The sequence below is a fragment of the Paenibacillus ferrarius genome, from assembly GCF_002027705.1.
GTDB classification, from domain to species: Bacteria; Bacillota; Bacilli; order Paenibacillales; family NBRC-103111; genus Paenibacillus_E; species Paenibacillus_E ferrarius.
In genome coordinates this window covers 161,281-184,339 of the sequence record NZ_MBTG01000005.1, presented here as the reverse complement: position 1 = coordinate 184,339, position 23,059 = coordinate 161,281, and the positions used below count along the sequence as shown (strand labels likewise).

The 23,059-nt window shown below is 47.4% G+C and carries 13 protein-coding genes; all 13 read left to right on the top strand.

Going from position 1 to position 23,059, the window contains the following annotated elements:
- The first annotated feature begins 7 nt into the window (after positions 1-7).
- The 13 genes from BC351_RS07175 to BC351_RS07105 all read left to right on the top strand — a co-directional run bounded on the left by BC351_RS07175 (position 8) and on the right by BC351_RS07105 (position 23,050).
- Positions 8-5,281, top strand: coding sequence for a polysaccharide lyase family 8 super-sandwich domain-containing protein (locus BC351_RS07175; protein ID WP_079410150.1), 5,274 nt, complete (start codon positions 8-10; stop codon positions 5,279-5,281).
- A 334-nt stretch (positions 5,282-5,615) separates the two neighbouring features.
- Positions 5,616-6,095 carry a MerR family transcriptional regulator gene (locus BC351_RS07170; RefSeq protein ID WP_079410148.1) on the top strand — a complete coding sequence of 160 codons (480 nt, stop codon included), beginning with the start codon at positions 5,616-5,618 and terminating at the stop codon, positions 6,093-6,095.
- 29 nt (positions 6,096-6,124) lie between these two features.
- The gene (locus BC351_RS44070) at positions 6,125-6,991 is read left to right on the top strand and encodes an SRPBCC family protein (protein WP_079410146.1); all 867 of its coding nucleotides are present in this window, start codon (positions 6,125-6,127) and stop codon (positions 6,989-6,991) included.
- 189 nt (positions 6,992-7,180) lie between these two features.
- The gene (locus BC351_RS07160) at positions 7,181-7,516 is read left to right on the top strand and encodes a hypothetical protein (protein ID WP_079410144.1); all 336 of its coding nucleotides are present in this window, start codon (positions 7,181-7,183) and stop codon (positions 7,514-7,516) included.
- A 148-nt stretch (positions 7,517-7,664) separates the two neighbouring features.
- The gene (locus BC351_RS07155; RefSeq protein WP_079410141.1) at positions 7,665-8,207 is read left to right on the top strand and encodes a GNAT family N-acetyltransferase; all 543 of its coding nucleotides are present in this window, start codon (positions 7,665-7,667) and stop codon (positions 8,205-8,207) included.
- 165 nt (positions 8,208-8,372) lie between these two features.
- Positions 8,373-9,767 carry a cytochrome ubiquinol oxidase subunit I gene (locus tag BC351_RS07150; RefSeq protein WP_079410138.1) on the top strand — a complete coding sequence of 465 codons (1,395 nt, stop codon included), beginning with the start codon at positions 8,373-8,375 and terminating at the stop codon, positions 9,765-9,767.
- A 44-nt stretch (positions 9,768-9,811) separates the two neighbouring features.
- Positions 9,812-10,822 (top strand): cytochrome d ubiquinol oxidase subunit II, encoded by a 1,011-nt coding sequence (gene cydB, locus BC351_RS07145; protein ID WP_079410135.1) that lies wholly within the window; start codon positions 9,812-9,814, stop codon positions 10,820-10,822.
- A gap of 1 nt (position 10,823) precedes the next feature.
- Positions 10,824-14,597, top strand: a complete 3,774-nt coding sequence (cydD, locus tag BC351_RS07140) for a thiol reductant ABC exporter subunit CydD (protein WP_079410132.1) — start codon at positions 10,824-10,826, stop codon at positions 14,595-14,597.
- A 1,525-nt stretch (positions 14,598-16,122) separates the two neighbouring features.
- Positions 16,123-16,374 (top strand): hypothetical protein, encoded by a 252-nt coding sequence (locus BC351_RS42090; RefSeq protein WP_158082004.1) that lies wholly within the window; start codon positions 16,123-16,125, stop codon positions 16,372-16,374.
- A 358-nt stretch (positions 16,375-16,732) separates the two neighbouring features.
- A complete protein-coding gene (locus tag BC351_RS07120) occupies positions 16,733-18,940 on the top strand; it encodes a glycosyl hydrolase family 95 catalytic domain-containing protein (RefSeq protein ID WP_079410120.1) in 2,208 nt (735 codons plus the stop codon).
- A gap of 211 nt (positions 18,941-19,151) precedes the next feature.
- Complete coding sequence (locus BC351_RS07115) at positions 19,152-20,174, top strand: response regulator transcription factor (protein ID WP_079410117.1); 1,023 nt, start codon at positions 19,152-19,154, stop codon at positions 20,172-20,174.
- Positions 20,174-21,979, top strand: a complete 1,806-nt coding sequence (locus BC351_RS07110; RefSeq protein ID WP_079410113.1) for a cache domain-containing sensor histidine kinase — start codon at positions 20,174-20,176, stop codon at positions 21,977-21,979. The genes BC351_RS07115 and BC351_RS07110 overlap by 1 nt, the downstream gene beginning before the upstream one ends.
- A 96-nt stretch (positions 21,980-22,075) precedes the next feature.
- Positions 22,076-23,050: an ABC transporter permease gene (locus BC351_RS07105; protein WP_079410110.1), complete on the top strand. Its 975-nt coding sequence runs from the start codon at positions 22,076-22,078 to the stop codon at positions 23,048-23,050.
- Positions 23,051-23,059 lie beyond the last annotated feature (9 nt).

Genomic DNA, 23,059 nt, shown 5'->3' with positions numbered 1-23,059 from the left:
GCGTAGTATGAGACTCTTGATCAGGAAATGTTTGGCAGGCGTACTGGTTCTTATGATTTTCTTCTCATTGTGGATAAGTCCAAGTCATGGGGGCTTGTCAGTCGCAAAAGCGGCTGCAACCGTGCACGTTCATGTGAATTATGATGAAAGTACGACGGCTAAAAACACGAAGCTTTACAGTGGGACAACCTACAACGGTACTATCGGGGGCGCGTGGGGTATTTATAGTTCCGCTGCGAATACAGATTATCTCATGATGGAACAAGCCCCCTTACGTAGTGACTACAGTCTCAAGATTGTTTCCAATGCGACAAACATAAATACGGGAAGAAACAATTTGGGTGGAGCAACAACAGGGAGTACCGGAATTTCGGGGAATCTTGTGTTCGAGGCTTCCGTAAACATGAATAGTACCCAGCATCGCAGGGACATTCAATTCAGAAGCTTAAACGCACCAGTTCCCGCCACGACAACTACGAATGTGTCTGTCATCTCATTTGATAACACGGGTAAGATAAAGGATGCGAATAATCAAGTGTTGGCCAATTATGAGGCTAATTCATGGTACCGTTTGAAACTATTCGTTGACAACGCTGCCAGGAAGGTAACCTATTTTGTTAATGATCAATATCTCGGAGAATGTTCGCTTCCCGCAGCTTGGTTAAATATAAGACACATCTACCTGTATCAATATTTTAAGGCCGGGGTTCAGGGCGAGTGGTATGTGGACGATTTGAAGCTCTCTGATTATGTCCCAGTGACAGGGATAAAAGTCTCTCCTGATGCACTTGAATTATCAGAGACGACCAGTTCTACCATTACGGCATTAACCGTACCCACAGATGCATCTGATCAACGTCTATTATGGAGTATTGACGATCCAACCGTTGCTACCGTCACCTATGGCAGGATTAGCGCAGTGAAGGAAGGCAACACGACCGTTACTGTGAGTACTTATGGAGGCGCTTACGCGAAAATAATTCCGATAACTGTCGTCAAACCAATCCTTTTAGAAAACATTGCCTTACCCAACCAAGCTTCTTTAGTAGAAGGGAAATCGCTTTCGTTGCCCGTTATATTCCAACCTGAAAACGCGACGAATACAAAGCTCAACTGGCATTCGTCCGATACGAATATCGCAACTGTTAATGCGAGTGGGGTAGTAACGGGACTTGCTGAAGGAAATACGATGATTACGGCTACATCTGACCTGGATGCGACAATAACAAGCCATACTTCGGTTACCGTAACTCGGTTCGTTCCTCTAACAAGTGTAAGTTTCACGAATGCGCCATTACAAATGACCAACTACGATACCTTTCAATTGGAGGCCTTCGTGGAGCCGGCTAATGCAACCGACAAGCTACTGACATGGCAATCCAATAATCCTGGTGTTATCCGTGTTGATGAGAATGGAAGTTTAAGGGCTTTGAAATTAGGCGTGGCAACTATAACAGCAACATCGTCGAATAGTAAGCAAGCATCTGCGACGATTGAGGTTAAAGCTCCCGAACTGAAAGATCCGCAAGAATACGATAAAATTAGAATTCGCTGGAAGGAAACATTAACAGGCAAAGATTCATTGGACCTTGACAACAGAGAGGTTAGAAACAGAATTGAGGCCAACGCAGCGAAAGCACAAATGTATTGGGACAGCATGCAAATTAGTGGCACCCGTACGACACTATGGGCAGATTTACCGAGTTCCACTACGGATTCAACTTATGTTGTGGATCACTATACACGTTTGAAAGCTATGGCACAATCATTCGCAACGAAGGGAACATCTCTGTATAATAACCCTGATTTAAAGGCAGACATTCTTCAAGCTATGAATTGGATGTTAGATCATTTATACACGAATACAGGGATTGAGTTTGGAAATTGGTGGAACTGGGATATCGGTACACCTACGCGGCTGGCGGATATTCTCATCTTCATGTATGACGAGTTGACGCCAGAACAGATTTTAAAAAACACGGCAAGCATTGATCATTTCATTGGAGATGTGAGCTTGCCTACGTTTACACAGCAGGGAGCAAACCGTTCAGATATTATGCTGATTGAAACGAGAATGGGTCTCGTTGAGAAAAATTATGATCGTCTTATTCATGCACGTGATGGACTGACGCCACTTTTTGATTATGTGACAACTGGCGATGGTTTCTATGAGGATGGTTCATTTATTCAGCACGGTACGGTTCCTTATACAGGAAGTTATGGCGAAGTTCTAATTAATGGCATGGGCAATTTGCTTCTGTTATTGAACGGGAGCACTTGGCAGCCAGTTGTTCCTGAGGTAGAGCATGTTTATCGATGGATCAAAGAAGGATATGCTCCGGTCATGTACAAAGGGCAGATACTGGATATGACTCGTGGACGTGCGATCGTTAGGGAAGGTTTGGATGCCTATGGTTCGGCCAAAAATATATTAATTGGTATTTCCCGTATTGCGCAAACAGCTTCAGAGGAGAGGGCTGCCTATTTAAAAAGCTTTATTAAATATCATGTCCAGTTTCTTTTGGCTAGAGGTTTGTCATACGATCAACTTCCTTTGGACTTGGGAGACACGATAAAAGGATGGATGGAAGACCCAACTATTCAACCTATAGATGAACTACCGGAACACTTCGAAATGAATGCGATGGCTCGCAGCGTACATGCCAGCGATGGCTATCTGTTTGGAGTTAGTAAGAGTTCTAAGAGAATAGCAACCTATGAATTGACGAATGGTGAAAATGCGAAAGGCTGGTATACCGGTGATGGCATGACCTATCTGTACAATAACGATTTATCTCAATACACAGATCATTATTGGCAAACCATTAATTGGTATCGCTTGCCAGGTACGACTGTCGTTGTGAGACCTAGAGCTTCAGACCAGTACCAGTATGGAGATGGGGAAACGGCTCCTGCGAACTCCTGGGCGGGTGGTGCCGTATTGGGTCAATATGGTGTTACAGGAATGAATTTAATCCAAAACGGCACACAGATGAAAGCGAATAAGTCGTGGTTTACTTTTGATAATGAAATTGTTGCATTAGGTTCTGACATTTCGAGTACAGATAATAAGAACGTAGAGACAATCGTAGAACAGCGTAAGCTTAAAGAAAATAATGCGAATGAACTTTATGTAAATGGGGAGTTGAAGAACGGATTCTTTGAAGAGGAAACCCTGGAGCATCCTGAGTGGGTACATTTGCAAGGAAATGTGGCTGGAGCGGATGTTGGCTACGTATTTCCTGGTACACAATCACTTCAATTTATGCGCACAGAACAAGAGGGTAGATATTCAGATACGAGCCTTAGTAATCCGCCATCTTCAACGGTTCCTTCAGAGCTTTTGAAAAATAATTTTTTGACGATGTGGTTCGATCATGGTTCTAATCCAAGCCATGATACCTATCAATATGCCATCCTGCCTAATGCAAGCAAGTCTGAAAGCTCTGTGTATGCCTCGTCTCCAGATTATACAGTTTTGGCCAATTCACAGGACGTTCAAGCTGTTCGTGAGAATAAGCTGGGAATAACAGGCTTCAATTTCTGGAAGGATAAAGTTACTACCCTAGATGGCTTGACTTCAAATAGCAAAGCATCCGTCATGATGAAAGGGAACAAATATACAGGAGCTTATGAGATAGCAGTTGCTGATCCTACTTTGGAGAATAAGGGTTATATTGAACTTGAGTTGGATAAGTCAGCCCAAAACGTGATTAGCAAGGATGATCGAATAGAGATTCTACAGCTAAGCCCTAAATTGAAATTGAAAGTAAATGTAAAAGATACAATGGGTAAATCTCAGCTGGTATCGATGCAAATGGTACCTGAGCCTGATACGGCAGCACCGACCTGGGGGCATGCAGCTCAGATGACAATATCGGATGTGACCTCATCCAAAGTGACATTGAATTGGACTCCAGCGGTTGATGATATCGAGGTTACAGAATATCAAATTCAATGGGAAGATGAGCAGTCTCTCTTGGTTTCAGGCCAAAGGCATAATCAACAAATTGAAGGTTTACTGCCAAATCACTTGTATACATTCCATGTAAAAGCGAAAGATTTAGCTGGAAATTGGAGTGCAGAATCACTTGTCGTAACGGTGCGCACATTAAATAAACCTGCTGAGCCGGAAGAAGAAACAGGATCTAGCCCCGCTGATCCTAAACAAACAGAGTCTGAACCAACGGCTCAGCCAGCTAAAGTCATAGTGAAGGACGGTAAAGCTAAGGTTGATGTTGAACAAGGAACGAATGCCGTCTCTGTGCCAACTGCGCAGATTCCGAGTCTCCCTCTGGAAGTTCACCTAGAAACCGCTCAGATTACAATTCTTCCTGAAATTCTTAAAGTGCTTAAGGAGAAAGCAGGTGGCGATGGTAGTCAAACAATACTAGATATTATAGCGCGGCCAATCTTGGAGTCATACCTTACGCATAATGGTGTAAAAGATCCAACTGTTGATGTATATCTAGCAAGTCCTGCCATTGAATTTTCACTCAGCTTACGTTCGGATGAAGGTAAGATTTGGTTAGCAAAAGAACTTCAATCAAGCGTTCAACTTGTTCTGCCGTTTGATCCTACAGGCAAGGATCCGGCACTGCTTGGCGTATATTGTTATGATAAAGCGAGCGGGAAATGGGAATACGTAGGTGGAAAGATTGACCTATCGTCTAAAGAAGTTACATTCACGCCGGACCAACCGGGCATTTACGCTATGTTAGAGTTTCATAAAAAGTTTGAAGATGTGCCTGAAACGCACTGGGCTTTTCGTGGGGTACAGGTATTGACTGCGAAGCATATCATTGAAGGCATTACTTCGGGTGAGTTTAACCCCAATGGGATAACCACTAGAGCGCAGTTTACTGCGTTGTTGGTACGTTCCTTGCATTTAAAGAAGCAGGCAACATGGACTTCGAATTTCGAAGATGTTCAGCAAGATGCCTGGTATGCCCAAGATGTTGCTGCAGCGAGTCAAACCGGTTTGGTCTCGGGAGTCACGGAACAGACATTCGATCCAAATGCGGAAATGACTCGTGAACAGATGGCGATCCTACTAGTCAGAGCTTATGAGTATTTGAATGGCAGCTATACGTCAATCCATCGTAAACTTGAAAGCTATACAGATCAAAGAGAAATTTCCACATGGGCTTTAGAAGATGTGAACAAGGCGATCGAGCTAGGTATTCTCTCGGGCCTATCAAACGAGCGCTTCTCTCCTTCTTCCACGGCTTTACGAATGGAAACCGCTGAAGCGTTATATAACTTTCTTATGAAGAAATAGGTAACTTACTCCAAATGGAGAACTTCGAATTTCTTGTAAGCTGTGTAAGGAGAATTGAGAGCACTACAAAAACAAAGAAAAAGGCAGCCGCGAGCTCGGCTGCCTTTTTTCCGCTATCGAGCAGCTAAGCTACGTTGCTTCGTGTTCACAACCTCATAGGATGGCTGTATCGACGGAAATACGCTACGGTGAGGCTAGCTCGAAAAACCGGACTCTGGCGACGCTGCTGTTTTCCATACGAAAAAAATAGTAACAAACTCTTGCACCTTACGTTACGTCATGTTTTATACTAAAGACACCGGTAAACAGCTAGCACCAAAGAAAGGAGTGGGTTATGCAGCAGTATTGGAAGGTGGGGGATCTTGCCAAATTGACCGGACTTACAGTTCGCACCCTGCGGTTTTACGATCAGATTGGCTTATTTTCGCCGTCAGGGCATTCCGATACCGGTCATCGGTTGTATAACGAAGCCGATATCAAACGGCTGCACCAAATTGTATCTCTCAAAGACTTGGGCTTATCACTAGAGGAAATTCAGTCAATACTTAAAGAACATACCTATACCCCGTCTGACATTGTCGAGATTCAGATTGAACGGGTGCGGAAAAATGTGAAAGCCCAACAGAAACTTCTCGCAGAACTCGAACGCGTTGCTGAACGAATGAACAAGCAGGAACCGCCTTCCGTTGAGGCATTTATATCATTGCTGGAAACGATGAAGTTAAGCCACGAAAAACATATTATTGAGCGCAGGTTGAACTGGGAACGCCGTTTGGATCTGCTTGGTGATTTCCTGAACGATAATGAGACATGATTTCCCTATAGGGAGGAAGGAGTTACTTTATGAAACAACGATATACAACCCACTCTACATTCCAAATTGAGCGCATTTACCGTGCCGCTCCTGAACGCGTATTCGCAGCATGGTCGAACCGTAGCGCCAAAGAGCGCTGGTTTCAGCCTGCCGAGGTGTTTGACTTTCAAGTTGGAGGGCGAGAATTATGTCAAGGTGGCCCTGCAGGAGGACCTGTTTTTACCTTTGACGCTTATTATCAAGAAATCGTGCCTAATGAGCGACTAGTGTACACTTACAGCCTGGACCAAGGAGATACCCGGATGTCGGTTTCCATCGCAACCATTGAATTGATCCCAACGATCGATGGCACTAAAGTGGTGTTTACAGAACAAGGAGCGTTTTTCGACGGCCTGGATACACCGGAACAACGTGAGCATGGAACGAATGAAATGCTGGATCTTCTCGGGCAATCCCTTGGGGAAAGCAACGCAGAAAACTTTGAACTTGTGTCCCGTCGAAAGCTGGATGCCCCGCGGAATTTGGTCTACCGGGCTTGGACGGAACCGGAGCTGCTTGCCCAGTGGTGGGGACCTAACGGTTTTACTAACACGTTCCACGCATTCGACTTAAAGCCCGGAGGAGTCTGGGAATTTACGATGCATGGCCCGGGTGGAGCTGACTATCCGAACCGCAACGTTTTTCAAGAAATCGGACCAGAATGTATTGTGCTGCGGCACGACTCCACCCCCCGCTTTACCCTGACTTCTACATTCGAGGACGTTGGCGGTAAGACAGAAATTACGTTCCGGCAGACTTTCGAAACAGAGGAAGATTATAAAAAGCTAAAACCCATGTGTGAAGAAGCTAATGAACAAAATTTAGACAGGCTGGGATTGCTTTTGAAGAAGCTTTAAGGGTTTACTGTAATTTACTAAAATTCAAATATTTAGTGTTCACTTGACCGCATTATGATATAGTGGTTGATAGAAGGCTTATGCACATACAATAGAAAGCTGGCCAGCATTCACACCTTAGAGACTCCTTCTACTAGTCTCACATATGAAAGGATGGATGTAATGAAAGCGAAGAGGTTAACAATATTAATGCTAACTGCCATGTTGCTCTTCTTATTTTCGGTCACCGCCAGCGCTAATACTATAATAAGCCGAACAGATACCGTTACAGGTCAAGGGACACTGAATATTTCTGGCTATTTGTATGTTAAAAGCAGCGGATCCGGAGCGGTATTTGCTGATGTTTACCGTGTAGTAAACGGTACAGAACAGCATGTTGCCAGAGGTTCAAATGTTATCAGCGGCGGTCCTCGCACAGCTAATTTTAACATTAGTATCAATGGATTATCACAAGACACGTACGTCGTCAGATATTCCTACGGCGGTCCACTTTCAAGCATAACGATTACGAGTGTCGGATTCTGATTGCAACCTCAGTAATCTCGATAGCTTAATAGCAACAACGAGGCAGCCAATATCAATGGCTGTCTTTTTTGCGTTAACGGAATCATTATCGGAACCTATTATCCTGTGATATAATTATTTATTATTAAAGTTTGAAGGGATGAGGCAGATGTCAGAGCAGCAAGTGTACGTTCGGTTCCCTGAGGAAGCAGACGCCAAAGCATTGGCAGCCATGTACAAGCGTAATCGGGAGTTCTTTGAGAAGTTTTCGCCAAGCAACACGGAGGAGTACTTTACGGAGGAGCACCAGCTTCAAGCGATTATTAAGAGCAAGGCCGATAAGGAAGAGGATCGGAAATATAACTTTGTGATATGCCACAAGAAGGACGACCGGATTATTGGCAACATAGGGCTGTTCTTTGTAGCGCGGGGATCGCTTCAGAGCTGCATGATCGGATACAGCCTAGACCAGGCTGAAAACGGCAAGGGTTATATGACAGAGGCACTGAAGCAGGTAGTGCGCTATGCTTTCGAGGAGCTGAAGTTTCACCGGATCATCGGAGAAGTCTCTCCCCACAATCCGGGATCTATGCGCGTGCTGGAGAATGCCGGCTTTCACAAAGAAGGCATCTCGCGGAGCAACGTGAAGATTAACGGAGTGTGGGAGGATCATCAGGTTCTGGCTCTTATCAATCCGTCCGGTGATGTCTAGATAATAGGTCTGGCAAATAGGAAAAGACAGAAAAAGCGACCGCTTAGGTCGCTTTTTCTGCGTTCAAACTTTGTTCAAAAGAAATTGCCGCGGCTGTGATATTCCTCACATGCAAACAATTCGCCACGATTTATACTTACAACGAAAAGAAGGGAGGCGCTATTTTTGGAAGCATTAGACTTGAGTCGGTGGCAGTTTGGAATAACAACAGTTTACCACTTTTTTTTCGTACCTTTATCTATCGGTCTCGCTTATCTGATTGCTTGTATGCAAACGATGTATGTGGTCAAGAAGGATGACAAATACAAAGCAATGGCACAATTCTGGGGGAAATTGTTTCTCCTTAATTTTGCAGTAGGTGTTGTGACAGGGATTATGCAAGAGTTCCAGTTCGGCATGAACTGGGCGGATTATTCTCGGTTTGTGGGCGCTGTGTTTGGGGGACCTCTTGCCGTAGAAGCTTTAGTTTCTTTTTTCTTGGAATCTACGTTCCTAGGGTTATGGATCTTCGGTTGGGATCGACTTCCGAAAAAGGTGCATTTGGCATGTATATGGATAGTAGCGATTGGAGCAACGTTATCTGCACTCTGGATTCTGAGCGCGAACTCATTCATGCAAGAGCCCGTTGGCTATACGATTCAGAATGGGCGTGCGGAGATGACGAATTTCTTCGCGCTGCTAGGCAACACACAGCTATGGGTTGAGTTCCCGCATGTTATTTATGGGGCACTGGCTACAGGATCATTGTTCGTAACAGGCATCAGCGCTTATCAAATTTTACGCAAACACAGGGTGGATTTATTTAAAGCCTCTTTTACAATAGGGATCGCAATCGCGCTCGCGGCAAGCTTGATGACAGCTGTAGCTGGACATGAGCAAGCGCAGCATTTGATGAAATCTCAGCCGATGAAGATGGCTGCATCAGAAGCACTATGGAATACAACGGGAGACAGCGCCCCGTGGACCGTATTTGCCCGAATTGATGTCAAGAAGCAGGAGAACAAGTCTCAACTAGAAATTCCCTATGCGTTAAGCATTCTTTCGTATAACAAGCTTACAGGCAGTGTGCCTGGTATGAATCAGCTGCAAGCTGAGTACGAGGTGAAATACGGTCCTGGCAACTATATTCCGCCAGTGAAGACGACCTTCTGGAGCTTCCGCATCATGGTAGCGGCTGGCGTGCTTATGATTCTGCTAAGTCTGTTAGGAACTTACGCCGCATTGCGCAATCGCTTGGAAGGGTATCGTCATTATTTGAAATGGATGATACCTGCCATTAGTCTTCCATTTATTGCGAACTCAGCGGGCTGGATCATGACAGAAGTCGGTAGGCAGCCTTGGACTGTGTTCGGATTGCATAAGACAGAGGTAGGGGTGTCACCTCTCGTTTCCTCCTCCATGGTAGCCACCTCGTTAATCGGCTTTATGCTTGTTTATGGCATTTTGGCCGTCGTGTTTGTGTACCTTATCGTCCATTTTGTACGCAAGGGAGTCGAGGAGGAAGGACACGGTCTTCATGATCGGGATGAACGTGAGGAAACCATGGCAACCCTGCTGTAAGACAGGGAGCTGATGACTAATAAGAAAGTGAGGGGAAATCACCTATGCTTGAAACCTTATGGTTTGTACTGATCACGGTGTTGTTTGTCGGCTTTTTCTTTCTGGAAGGATTTGATTTCGGCGTGGGCATGCTGACGCCTTTCCTTGGCAAGACGGATACAGAAAGACGTGTTCTTATCAATGCGATTGGACCCGTCTGGGATGGCAACGAAGTGTGGTTCATTACAGCGGGAGGTGCCATGTTTGCCGCATTTCCAGGTTGGTACGCGACTTTATTCAGTGGATTTTATATGGCTTTGTTTCTTATGCTCATTGCCCTGATCGGAAGAGGTGTGGCGTTCGAGTTTCGGAGCAAATTGCCGAATACCAAATGGCGCCAAACTTGGGATTGGATCATCTTTTTCGGCAGCTTGCTGCCTCCGCTGCTATGGGGTGTTGCGTTGGCGAATTTGATGAAAGGGGTGCCGATTGATGCCAAGACGAATTACGTCGGTACGTTTTGGGATTTGATTTCACCTTTCTCGGTTATGGCTGGGATTAGCATCGTACTGTTGTTTTTACTACATGGCGCGCTCTATCTTGCGCTCAAAACAGAAGGAGAACTCCGTGAACGAGCTCGCCAAGCTGCCAAACGCTTTGGAGCGTGGGCTAGCGCAGTGCTTCTGCTCTTCGTTCTGCTGTGTTACTTCCAGACAGACATGTTTACCCGTGACGGCATTATCCCGGGAATGGTTCCACTTACGGCGGGAATGGCTTTACTGTCCGTCCATTTCTTCCTTAAGGCAGGTCGTGACGGTTGGGGATTCATCATGACGGGATTAACGATCACGCTGTCCACCATCATGGTGTTCATGTCGCTGTTTCCAAGAGTGATGATTTCTTCGCTGAATCCCGAATGGACACTTACGATATATAACACGGCTTCTAATACGTATACGCTTAAAGTGATGACGATCATTGCTTTAACAACCGTGCCTTTGGTCATCGCTTATCAGGCATGGACGTATTGGGTATTCCGCAAACGGATCAGTGTGAAAGATCACTTGGAATACTAGTATGATGAAGAAGCTATTACTGAAAGTGCCGGGGACGATGCAACTGTTTGCCATCTGTATTGGGCTTGGCCTAGCCGGGGGAGCTCTCATTATCGTAGAAGCTTCCTATTTGGCTCAAATTGTTAACGGGGCGTTTATGAAAGGGCTTGGGCTTGCTGCGCTGTTTCCAGTGTTGGTTGTGCTTCTCGGATGGATTGGCCTGAGAGCGGCAATTCAAACAGCGAGTGACTATGTATCGTCCCGTATGGCGCTGCGCATTAAGAGCGATCTTCGTATAAGGCTGCTGCAAAAAATCGCCGATTTAGGACCGAACTACGCCAAAGGCGAGCGCAGCGGAGAATTAATCAGCACTGTATACGAAGGCGTTGAACAATTGGAGACATACTTGGCCCGCTATTTGCCGCAGATGGCCTTGTCCATGCTCATTCCTGCTGCCGTATTTTGTTTTGTGTCAGGCTTGGATTGGCTGTCAGCCCTAGTGCTCGCTGTCACATTCCCGCTGCTCATTCTTTTTATGATTCTCGTTGGCATGGCCGCTAAAGCGAAGGCACAAAAGCAGTTTAAAACGCTCGGACGATTAGGCGGCCACTTTCTCGATATCCTGCGCGGTTTACCGACACTGCAAATTTTCAACCGCAGTCGCGCGCAAATTGAAATTATTTCCCGGATTAGTGAAGAATACCGCAAAACGACGATGGGGACCTTGCGTTTAGCTTTTTTGTCGGCGTTTGTTATGGAGTTGTTCGCTACACTTAGTACGGCCATCGTTGCTGTATTTCTAGGATTGCGGCTGGTTGCTGGAGAAATTGGGTTTGAACATGCCTTTCTAGTGCTTCTCTTGACGCCAGAATTTTATGTGCCTGTGCGCGCGCTAGGGACCCAGTTTCATGCGAGCACGAATGGCATGGCTGCTGCTGCCCGCATCATGGATATTCTGGAAACAGAATCCCCAGGCTGGACGGAACGGGAGGATAGTCGGCACCCGCTTTGGAATACGAAGGGGTACAGAATCGAATTTCAAGAGATCGGCCTTACTTACCCTGGGGAAAATAGAGCTGCAATTTCAAACGTATCGCTCACGCTTGAACCTGGAGAGCGAGTGGCCGTAATTGGGCCATCGGGCTCTGGCAAGAGCTCGCTCTTAGATGTTCTTCAGGGTTTCATTCGGCCAACGGAAGGACGAATTCTAGTCGATGGCATCGAGTTGTCCGAGCTGTCGATGACGTGGTGGCGCGATCAGCTATCCACCGTCAATCAGAATCCAAGGCTTTATCATGGCACTTTGAAAGAAAATTTGATCATGGGCTGCGGTGATGTTACAGAAACAGATATGGCTGCTTCGCTTCTCGCATCAGGCGTCGATTTCATCGACAGGCTTCCGCAAGGCGATCAGACGATGATGGGGGAGTCTGTCCGTCTTTCAGGCGGTCAAGTGCAGCGTATTGCTATTGCACGCGCACTGCTTAAGCAAGCGCCAATTCTGCTGCTCGACGAGCCAACCTCAGGGCTAGATCTCCTTCATGAAGCTGTCGTGCGACAGGGACTGAATGAGCAGTTGCAAGATCGGATGTCAATAACAGTGGCGCATCGTCTTGAAACGGTACAAAACGCGGATCGCATCATTGTGATGGAGAACGGGCGGATTGCGGAAATCGGAACGCCAGATGGTCTTTTAGCCGCTGGTGGGCTGTATGCCCGCATGATGGAAGCTAACAGCTCAGCCCACTCAGAGGCGTTCCTAAACGGGGCTGAAGTTCATGGATCTTCCGAAGACACGGAGACTGAATCGGTTAGACGCCCTGCATCCCGCCCTGCTTCAAATGAGCGAGAACGAACTAGCCATCGGAGCGGGACGTTCTTACGGATGCTTGAGTTCGTTCGCCCTTACAAAGGACGGACAGCTTTGGCAGTGCTGCTCGGCTGCTTGACCATCGGCGCTAATATGGGACTGATGGGGACCTCAGGCTACCTTATTGCTCAAGCGGCGCTGCGCCCCGAATCTGTGCTAATGCTATGGATTCCGATTGTGGGAGTCCGATTTTTCGGCCTTTCCAGAGGCGTGTTTCGGTATTTCGAGCGGCTTGTTTCTCATGATCTGACGTTCCGAATCTTGCATCGAATACGCGTATGGTTATACGAACGTTTGGAACCAAATGGAGTTAAGCTGCTAGAAAAAGGACGAAGCGGAGAACTGCTTCATGCGGTCATTGGCGATGTGGAGCAATTGCAAAATGTGTATTTACGCGTTCTTGCGCCCCCGCTTGTTGCTGTGCTCACAGGACTTCTAGGCTGTATCGTGATGGCTGCGCATCAAGTTGAATTGGCGATTCTCCTTGCTTGTATGTTGGGGTTGGCTGGCATAGGCATCCCTTGGCTTAGCGCTCGATGCGCTAAATCTCATGGCGAGGCTATCGTGCAAGCGCGAGCAGCCATGTATGCCGAAACAGCGGATCTCATCGCTGGGATCAAAGATTTGATCGTATACGGTCGTGTCAACGAGCGTGTTCTTCGAATTGATGAGATACAAGCTCGTTCGAATGTGTATCAAACGAGTCAGCATAAGGTCGCAGCCTACGCAAGTGGGAGCATGCTGGCGGCTGCGCATTTGGCGATGTGGTTGGTCCTTGCGGCCTCGGTGTATTTCGTCAGCCGCGGCCAGCTAGAGGGTATCGCGATTCCAGCTTTAGTTATGGTTACGCTAGCTAGCTTTGAAGCAGTCATGCCGCTGCCGAACGCATTTCAGTCTATGGGTCTTACACTTACATCCGCAGATAGACTGTTTCGATTGGCAGACGAGAATCGTGATGAGGAAAATCAGATTGGTGAGAAAAAGCAGATTGGCGAGAAAAAGAGAATTGATGAGAAAAAGCAGATTGACGAGAAAAGCCTGATTTACGAGAAAAAGCAGATTGACAAGAAAAACCACAAAACAAGAGAAATTAGCTTGTCTGAGCCCGCTGCAGCTCGTGAAGGGAACGGCTCTCTCAAAGATGACTGGACGACTTCCATTCGTGGGCTCTCGTTCCAGTACGGCCCTGAGGAGCCTTATGCCATTAGAAACCTTTCGATGACGTTGAAACGTGGAACGATGACCGCCATTGTCGGTGAGAGCGGAGCTGGGAAAAGTACACTGCTGCATCTGCTATTAAAGCTGCGTCCTTATACCGAGGGTTCCGTTACGATGAATGGTACTGAGCTTCGTGATTTGCCAGCGGCTTTCGTCCGCTCGGAATTTGCCGTTGTCTCGCAGAACGTTCACTTGTTTAACGCATCTGTGAATGCAAACTTGCGGTTAAGCTGTCCCGAAGCGACCGAAGATGAGCTGCGAGAGGCGACACGCTTGGCGCAGATTGACGATACGATCGAGCAGTTCCCGAACGGATATGAGACTATGATTGGCGAAATGGGCAGTTTATTGTCTGGTGGCGAGCGGCAGCGACTGGCATTGGCACGTGCGCTGCTCCGCAAAAGTCCAGCGGTGTTGTTCGATGAACCGGCAACAGGGCTCGATGCGTTGACAGAAAAGGCGATTTGGAGCAATTTGGATACGCTGCTGAAGGACAAAGCGGTGCTTTGGATCACGCATAAACTGACAGGTCTGGAACGCATGAATGAAATCATCGTCATGCATGAGGGGTGTGTCCAAGAACGGGGGACACACTTGGAACTTCTCCATCGCCAGGGCTATTACTATCGTCTCTGGCAGCTTGAGCAGGAAAAGGATTGGCAGCACATTCATGTGAATGAACCTCATGAGGTTCATGCGAGGGTATGAATGAAGTGACATGGACGGTATTGCTCAAGCAGTTCCGACAGATGCTCGCATTTCAGTAGATTAAGTGGCCTTTGGGGCTTCTACTTGTGGAAAAGTTGACGGCGGGATTGAATGTGGCTGGCCCAAAGCCATCATTAGCGAATGCGCCATCATATAAGAGAAAGCCGCGGTTAACGATTTTGAAAAGCCTGCGGAAGTGCAGGCTTTTTCGATCAAATCGGGTGAAAGCATGAGAAAGCCTGCGATTGTGCAGGCTTTTTTAGCATTTTCTTCCCGAAATCGAAAAACGCTCACGAAAGGATGCATAATCGCAGGCTTTTCCCGATTTCCCCCATTTCCAAGACGAAAAGGATGCATAATTGCAGGAATTATGCGATATGCGGACGAGCTCAAGGCAATCTGCCAGCATTAGCAGACTCAAACCAATCAAGCGACTCAAGCCAGCCTACCATGAAAGTGTGCATAAACAGAAAAATAGGTATAACCCTGCTGCCAGCTGTGTTTCCGAGTGGTGTTGATGGTTGGTGGTATGGTGATTGGTGATTGGTGATTGGTGATTGGTGATTGGTGGTTAGTGGTTAGTGGTTAGTGGTTAGTGGTTGGTGGCTAGTGGTTGATGGTTAGTGGTTGATGGTTGGTGGTTGGTGATTGGTGGTTAGTGGTTAGTGGTTAGTGGTTAGTGGTTAGTGGTTGGTGGTTAGTGGTTGGTGATTGGTGATTGGTGATGGTGAAGGTGTTGGTGGTTAGTGGCTGCTGGTTGGTGATGGTGATGGTGGTTGGTGATTGGTGTTTAGTGGTTGGTGTTTAGTGGTTGGTGTTTAGTGGTTGGTGGTTAGTGGTTGGTTGCTGGTGGTTGGTGATTGGTGATTGGTGATGGTGAAGGTGTTGGTGGTTAGTGGCTGCTGGTTGGTGATGGTGATGGTGATGGTGATGGTGATGGTGGTTGGTGATTGGTGGTTAGTGGTTGGTGGTTAGTGGTTGGTGATTGGTGATTGGTGATGGTGTTGGTGGTTAGTGGCTGCTGGTTGGTGATGGTGTTGATGGTTGGCGCTTGGTGGTTGATGGTTAGTGGCTGGTGGTTAGTGGTTGGTGGTTGGTGGCTGGTGGTTGGTGATTGGTGATTGGTGGTTTGTGATTGGTGTTTAGTGGTTGGTGGTTGGTGATTGGTGATGGTGATGGTGAAGGTGTTGGTGGTTAGTGGCTGGTGGTTGGTGATGGTGATTGGTGGTTAGTGGTTAGTGGTTGGTGTTTAGTGGTTGGTGGTTAGTGGTTGGTGTTTAGTGGTTGGTGTTTAGTGGTTGGTGTTTAGTGGTTGGTGTTTAGTGGTTAGTGGTTAGTGGTTGGTGGTTAGTGGTTGGTGGTTGATGGTTAGTGGTTAGTGGTTGGTGGTTGGTGGTTGATGGTTAGTGGTTGGTGGTTGGTGGTTGGTGGTTGATGGTTGGTGTTTAGTGGTTAGTGTTTAGTGGTTGGTGTTTAATGGTTGCTAGTTAGTGGTTAGTGGTTAGTGGTGGTGGTGGTGATGGTGATGATGATGATGATGATGATGACGGTGCTGTTGCTACTGATGCTGCTAGTGGTAGTGGAGATAGAGGTGGCGGTGGGACTATCCCACAGGTGTATCCGCATATGCACTGAACGCGTCCCAACTAACATTACAAAATACCTCCAAAACTACCATCCGCGGCTTACCTATTTTGAAAAGCCTGCGGAAGTGCAGGCTTTTTCGACCAAATCGGGTGAAAACATGAGAAAGCCTGCGATTGTGCAGGCTTTTTAAGCATTTCCTTCCCGAAATCGAAAAAAGGTCTCAAAAGGATGTATAATCGCAGGCTTTTCGCGATTTCCCTCATTCCGTGACAAAAAGGATGCATAATCGCAGGAATTTTGCTCAGGATGCGGGCGGACCTGAGGCCAATCTGCCAGCATGAGCAGAAGGAGGCTGCTGGCCAGTAAAAAAAGCAAAAAAAGTCATATCGCAGCAAATAAACACAATGATAGTCCATATGTGCGGAGGTATATTTACATTGAGCGAGGTGCGACCAAACAGCGCATCCTTATGATCAATCAATCAATCATAAATCAATCATTCGTACAAAACAATAATTTGCTTGCAGAAAGGGTGTGGATTTTTGTTGATGAAGACAACGGTGGACTGGCCATCATTTATGGCGAGACATGATATGACTTGGTCTGTTAAGCCAGTTTCGTGGGACGAGGGGGCTTTTATCGGCAACGGAGTGATCGGGGCCATGATATATAGTGAGGAGCATCGCGATAAACGCAATGTGCTGCGTTTTGTGCTCGGCTGCACAGACGTCACGGCGCATAAACCTGGAGGCGGATTCCCGCCTCGCGTGCCGGTTGGCGAGCTGCACCTTGAGCTGGCTGGGTGGTATTATCAACCGTCAAGCATTCGGGTTGATTTGTGGAATGCGGAGCTGCGGGCGGATATTACAACGACGGTAGGCACGGTGAAGGTCCGCGCTTTCGTCCACAGCCAGGATAGGGTGCTGGCAGTGGAGCTGGAAACGAGCGAAGGCGAGAAAGATGCTCGAATGGAGTGGTACGCCCACAGTGAAGTGGACCCAGTGCTCAAGAACGCCGATGGCAGCAACCTGAATCAATTTATCCCAAAGGCAGAAGTTACCAGGCAGGCCAAGGAGGATGGATTGACGGTTGGCGTGCAAAGGTTCGAATATGATGGAGGTTGTACGACGGCATGGATGGAAGCGCAGGCAGATGAGGGGGCAAACCTGCGCCGGTTATGGCTTTCGATAGGGAACGGTTTCAGTGATCAGGTACAGCAAAATACGGAAACGAACGTTCGGAAGGCGGCAACGCAGCCGTGGATGGCTTGGGTGGAAGCGCACCGGAGTTGGTGGCATGATTACTATCCCCAAAGCTTTGTTTCCATCCCCGATACGATGCTGGAAGGCTTTTATTGGGTGCAAATGTACAAGCTGGCTTCCGCAACCCGTTCCGACGGAATGATCATGGACAACCAAGGACCATGGCTCACGACGACACCATGGGCAGGTGTCTGGTTTAACATGAATGTGCAAATGAGCTATTCACCTGTCTATACATCAGGCCGCCTGGAACTGGGCGAATCGCTCGTTCGTGCTTTTCGCGACAATATGGAGCAGTTAATCCGCAACGTACCTGAGCAGTACCGTGAAGATTCGGCAGGGCTGGGCCGCAGTATGAGCTATGATTTGGTGGGCCCTGTCGGCACAGAAGTAGGCAACTTGACGTGGGTATGCCATAACTTATGGAGGCATTACCGCCACGCGATGGACACGCCTATGCTCAAGGAGCTGCTCTTTCCGCTGTTGAAGCGAAGTGTGCAGTACTATTTGCACCTGCTGGAAGAGGGCGATGACGGGAAATTGCATCTGCCTCCGATGATTTCGCCCGAGTATGGCTCGTTCCTGCAGTTAGCTGTACCAGATACACACTATGACTTGGCATTGCTGCGCTGGGGCTGCCAAACTTTGCTGCGTATTTGCAGCATCCTTGGCTTAGAGGACCCTGGCCGGCCCCGCTGGGAAGAGACCCTGGAGCAATTAACGCCGCTGCCTGTCGATGAGACTGGATTTATGGTTGGCGGTGGCCAGCCGCTGGAATTCGGGCATCGGCATTTCAGCCATTTGATGGCTGTCTTCCCGCTGCATTTGATGAGTGGCGATGCGCCGGAGGAACGAGAGCTTATCGTACGCTCGCTTCGCCATTGGTTATCGAGAGAGGGAGACTTGCGCGGTTTCACGTTTACCGGCGCCGCTTCCATCGCTGCCGCAGTGGGAGAAGGTGACGAAGCGCTTAAGTATTTGAAGACGCTGATGCATCTTCTGAAACCGAACACGATGTACAAGGAGGCGGGTCCAGTCATCGAGTCGCCGCTCGCCGGCGCGGAAGCGATCCACGATATGCTGCTGCAAAGCTGGGGAGAAGAGATCAGGGTATTCCCTGCCGTTCCTTCCGAATGGAAGGAAGTTGTGTTCCATGATTTACGAGCCGAGGGCGCATTTGTGGTCAGCGCGACTCGATCCGAAGGAGCTACGGCATGGATCAGGGTCAAAAGCTTGGCCGGACAGCCATGCCGCATTAAAACGGACATGCTGGGAGACATTCGTGTGTCCGCAAGCTCGGCGGTGCAGCTTCATTCTCTGGGTGGCGGCGTCTACGAGCTTGAGCTGGCGCAGGGTGAAGAAGCTGTGCTCTATAGCGCCAACCATACCGCTGCACATTCATGGGAAATTCAGCCTGTACCGGCGGAGAGCCATTTGTGCGGATATTTTGGAGGACGCAAACCATGGCGTCTATATGGGCTGCCAATTCAATAAAGAGCTGATATTAGCCATAGCTCACGAAGTTGTACAGACCGCTCGGCAGGCTTGCCGAATGGTCTGTCTTCATTTTGCATGCCCATTTGGATTATTAACTTAGGGGATTTATGATTTTGATGACTCTGTTCAGGTTTTAAGGGGTATCCAGGCGAACCGGAAATGTAAAATAATAAAGGTGGTTAACCTTTTTAAACAGGGGGGCAAGCGAATGGCCAGAATCTTTATTGTTGACGATGAACCGATTATCGGGATTGGCCTCAAAACGTTAATTTGGGAATATAAACGGTTTAGTGAGATCGACACGTTCACAGACGGTGAGTCAGCGTTGTCGAGCATCATGGCTAACCCTCCTGACGTTGTGTTGACGGATATTCGGATGCCACGGATGGACGGTCTGGAGCTCTGCCGACATATTCAGCAGCTAAAGCTCTTCACCAAAGTCGTTGTGCTTTCGGGTTACGGGGATTTTGCCTATGCGCAAAAATGCATGTCGTACGGCGTACAGGAATATTTGCTGAAGCCTATTACAGAAATCGAGCTTTTTCCAGTGCTGGATAAAATGCTCGCCATGCGGGAAACGGCGCTTATTTCCTTCACCCTTTTTGAACAGTGGATCGATCAATTGGAGGAAGCGGTTTGGATGTTGGACAAGGTTCGGGCAAGTGAACTGCTTGAGGAAGGAAAGAGAGAGTTGTTCGCCGTTGATACGGACACTCAGCAGTACCAGCGGGTATATGACGCTGTCAGGCTGCTTCGCAAGAAACTGAATGCCAGAGGGGCGTACAGGTTGGAGGTAAAGCCGCTTATTGAGGAGAGCACGGTCATCACGATTACGTATGAATGGTTTCAGGCCGAAATTGGCATATGGATGCAGCGACTGAGCGAGTATCGCAAGCATGAAAGAATCAATGTTTTGGAGGCGGCTATTCAGTACATCGATGAGCATCTTTTTGAGGAGGAGCTTTCACTGGACATGGTTGCTGGCAAGCTAGGTGTTACGCCGACCTATTTCAGCCATTATTTTAAGAAAAATACGAACGAGACTTTCGTGCAATACCGGATGCGCAAACGAATCGATAAAGCCAAACAACTGCTTGCCGTTCCGCACTACAAAATCATCGACATTGTAGCCGAGGTCGGTTACGAAAGCTACCCCCACTTTTCCAGAGTTTTCAAAAAGGCAACAGGCTATTCCCCTACCGAATATCGCGGGCTGCTCGGGATCAAGTAATGAAAAACAGCTTAGTACGCAAGGTTTACCTTTACTTTGTCATTATTATTGCGCTGACCTTGGTGACGGTGGGGGTTACCGGTTATTGGCGGTCGTCCAACGAATTGGAGAATCAGTATGAAGGGCTGCTGACTCAAATCGTTGATAATGTTTTGCATGAAACCGATTTATTTCTGAAAAGCTACGAGCGGGCTACGGTTTCTATTCTGATCTCTCCTGTCGTGAAAGAGGCTCTTGATCTTCCGAGCAACTCGACTACTGGCTTTTATACATCCGAAAATGCTATGAAGGGGGTCTTTCAACCGGTTCTCATCAACAATCCGGAAATATCCATGACGTACATTGTCGGGTATAACGGTTTTAAGGCAACGGATTTCAATATCCATATTGTTCCTTTTAATTACAAAGGTTTTGAAGAATATATCGAACAGATGAAGGAAGACGATGATATTAACGGGAATCTGACGATTCAGGAGTCGGGATTTCTGGACGGTCATCTCACACTCATTCGCAAATTGGCGGACCGAACCTCATCGAAATCATTTAAAGGCATTATGGGCTTCGAACTCAAGATTGGGGAGTTGAACACGCTCTGGAAGGGCATAAAACTCGGAAAATCCGGGTATTTTTTTATCGTCAACGATCGTGGAAGAATCTTATATCATCCAGATCAGAGCCGGATCGGCAAACAGCTTGATGGCATGCATTTCAATACGGTTGAAGCCAATAAAGACCAAATATTTGAACTGCCTGGGGAACCGGGGCGGGTTTTCTTTAGTCGAAAGTCTGATTACTCCGGATGGACGCTGGTGGCCAGCATGTCGGTTGCTGAACAGAGCAAGCCGATTTCAGACTTGCGGCAAACAACGCTGCTCGTAGGTATCTTCACATTGATTTTGGCCTTATTTCTAGCTTATCGTTTCGGTCAATCTATCGTTCGTCCAGTGCGGCTCTTAGAAAATGGGATGCGTCAGACGGCCAAAGGCCAATGGACCCGAGTACCTCTGACTGGAAGCCGTGATGAAATGGATCAGCTTATTACCAGCTACAATACGATGGTCACCCGGCTGGAAGAGCTTGTGGAGCGGGTTTATGAAACCGAGCTGCGCAATCAGGACAATTTAATGAAACGGCAGCTGGCCGAATTTCAAGCGCTGCAATTGCAGATTAATCCGCACTTCTTGTACAACACGCTGGAAATTATTATTTGTTACGCGGTTATCCAGAAATCAAGCGAAATCAAAGACATCGTTCGTTCTCTGTCGTATATGCTGCGCTATTCCATACGCACCGATTTGGAAGAAATTACGGTAGCCAACGAGCTTAAACACATTCTGTATTTTATGTCTATTATGAAATACCGCAACCAGCGCGAATTTGAAATTGATGTTCGCATCAGTACGGATTATTTGCTGGACAGCATGGTTCGCTTGACGCTGCAGCCCTTGGTCGAAAATGTGTTTAAGCATGCGTTTCCTTATGGGATCGAGGATACTCACACGATTATTATTGACGCATGGAAGGATGAAGCGGATTTTTATGTCACCGTGGAAGATAACGGCTGCGGTATTGAAACGGAATCCCTGCTGCAATTAAATACGCGTTTCCAGAACAGCCGGGTGGATAGGCTGCTGGATACACCACCCACATCCGAAGGCAGCATCGGGCTGCTCAATGTGCATAATCGCATTCAGATGGTGTTCGGAGAGCAGTATGGGCTTTCGATACAAAGCGACCTGGGCGTAGGCACGAAGGTTACGATTCGCATGCCGTCGTCCAGCGCAAAAAAAGTCATGCCGGTGTAAAACAGCACAATGCTCGGTTGTCCCTATTTTTTGTATGCTACATATAGAAAGACATCAAACATACCGAGTCATGGACATCGAGAGAGGGAGGGATTTATGGAAGTTTCGGCTAGCAAGAGCAATATCTTGTCTGCAACTGTCGGTAAAAAGGAAAATTACTTGTCTAGACTGAAGAAAAACGCATCCAGCCATTGGCAGCTCTATCTGTTTATGCTGCTGCCGATTATTTATTTGCTCATATTCAAGTACGTGCCGATGTATGGGGCTTTGATTGCGTTCAAAAATTATCTTCCGACCAAAGGGGTTTGGGGCAGCGAATGGGTAGGTCTGAAGCATTTTGATCGTTTTTTCCATTCGTATGAGTTTGTGCGGATTATGAAAAATACGATCCTGCTCAGCATTTATAGTTTGTTTGCAGGGTTTCCGTTCCCAATCATTCTTGCGCTATCCTTGAATTACGTCAACGCTCGGTTCTTTAAGAAAACCGTGCAAATGATCACTTACGCGCCGCATTTTATTTCTGTCGTCGTGATGGTAGGCATCATTCTGCAAATGATGGACCCACGAGTTGGCCTCGTTCAAACGATTATGAAATATTTCGGCTTGCCGACAATCAATTTCATGGGTATACCTGAATGGTTTTCACACGTTTTTGTCTGGTCCGGTATTTGGCAAAACGTTGGTTTTTCCTGCATCATCTATTTGGCAGCGCTTGCAGCAGTCGATCCTTCGCTCCATGAGGCAGCTGTTGTGGATGGAGCAAATAAAGTGCAGCGAATGTGGCATGTTGACTTGCCGGGTATTATGCCGGTTGCCGTTATCTTGCTGATCATGAACACTGGCCATGTGCTGGACATAGGCTTCGAGAAGGTATTGCTGATGCAGAATCCGCTGAATATGAGCTCATCTGAGGTCATTGATACTTTTGTGTACAAAGTCGGCTTGGCATCAACAGCCATCAACTATTCCTATTCGTCTGCCATTGGATTGTTTAAATCAGTCATTAATCTGGTCCTGCTGGTTCTCGTCAATCGGATAGCCAGAAAGTTGGGGCAAACCAGTCTGTGGTAATAAGGAGGC

What these genes read in the sequence shown, in the direction of transcription:
- BC351_RS44070 (WP_079410146.1), top strand. Translation starts at nt 6,125, where the DNA reads ATGAAACAACGATATACAACCCACTCTACATTCCAAATTGAGCGCATT.
- cydB (WP_079410135.1), top strand. Translation starts at nt 9,812, where the DNA reads ATGCTTGAAACCTTATGGTTTGTACTGATCACGGTGTTGTTTGTCGGC.
- BC351_RS07160 (WP_079410144.1), top strand. Translation starts at nt 7,181, where the DNA reads ATGCTAACTGCCATGTTGCTCTTCTTATTTTCGGTCACCGCCAGCGCT.
- BC351_RS07175 (WP_079410150.1), top strand. Translation starts at nt 8, where the DNA reads ATGAGACTCTTGATCAGGAAATGTTTGGCAGGCGTACTGGTTCTTATG.
- BC351_RS07115 (WP_079410117.1), top strand. Translation starts at nt 19,152, where the DNA reads ATGGCCAGAATCTTTATTGTTGACGATGAACCGATTATCGGGATTGGC.
- BC351_RS07110 (WP_079410113.1), top strand. Translation starts at nt 20,174, where the DNA reads ATGAAAAACAGCTTAGTACGCAAGGTTTACCTTTACTTTGTCATTATT.
- BC351_RS42090 (WP_158082004.1), top strand. Translation starts at nt 16,123, where the DNA reads ATGATGATGATGATGATGATGACGGTGCTGTTGCTACTGATGCTGCTA.
- BC351_RS07120 (WP_079410120.1), top strand. Translation starts at nt 16,733, where the DNA reads ATGAAGACAACGGTGGACTGGCCATCATTTATGGCGAGACATGATATG.
- BC351_RS07155 (WP_079410141.1), top strand. Translation starts at nt 7,665, where the DNA reads ATGTCAGAGCAGCAAGTGTACGTTCGGTTCCCTGAGGAAGCAGACGCC.
- cydD (WP_079410132.1), top strand. Translation starts at nt 10,824, where the DNA reads ATGATGAAGAAGCTATTACTGAAAGTGCCGGGGACGATGCAACTGTTT.
- BC351_RS07170 (WP_079410148.1), top strand. Translation starts at nt 5,616, where the DNA reads ATGCAGCAGTATTGGAAGGTGGGGGATCTTGCCAAATTGACCGGACTT.
- BC351_RS07105 (WP_079410110.1), top strand. Translation starts at nt 22,076, where the DNA reads ATGGAAGTTTCGGCTAGCAAGAGCAATATCTTGTCTGCAACTGTCGGT.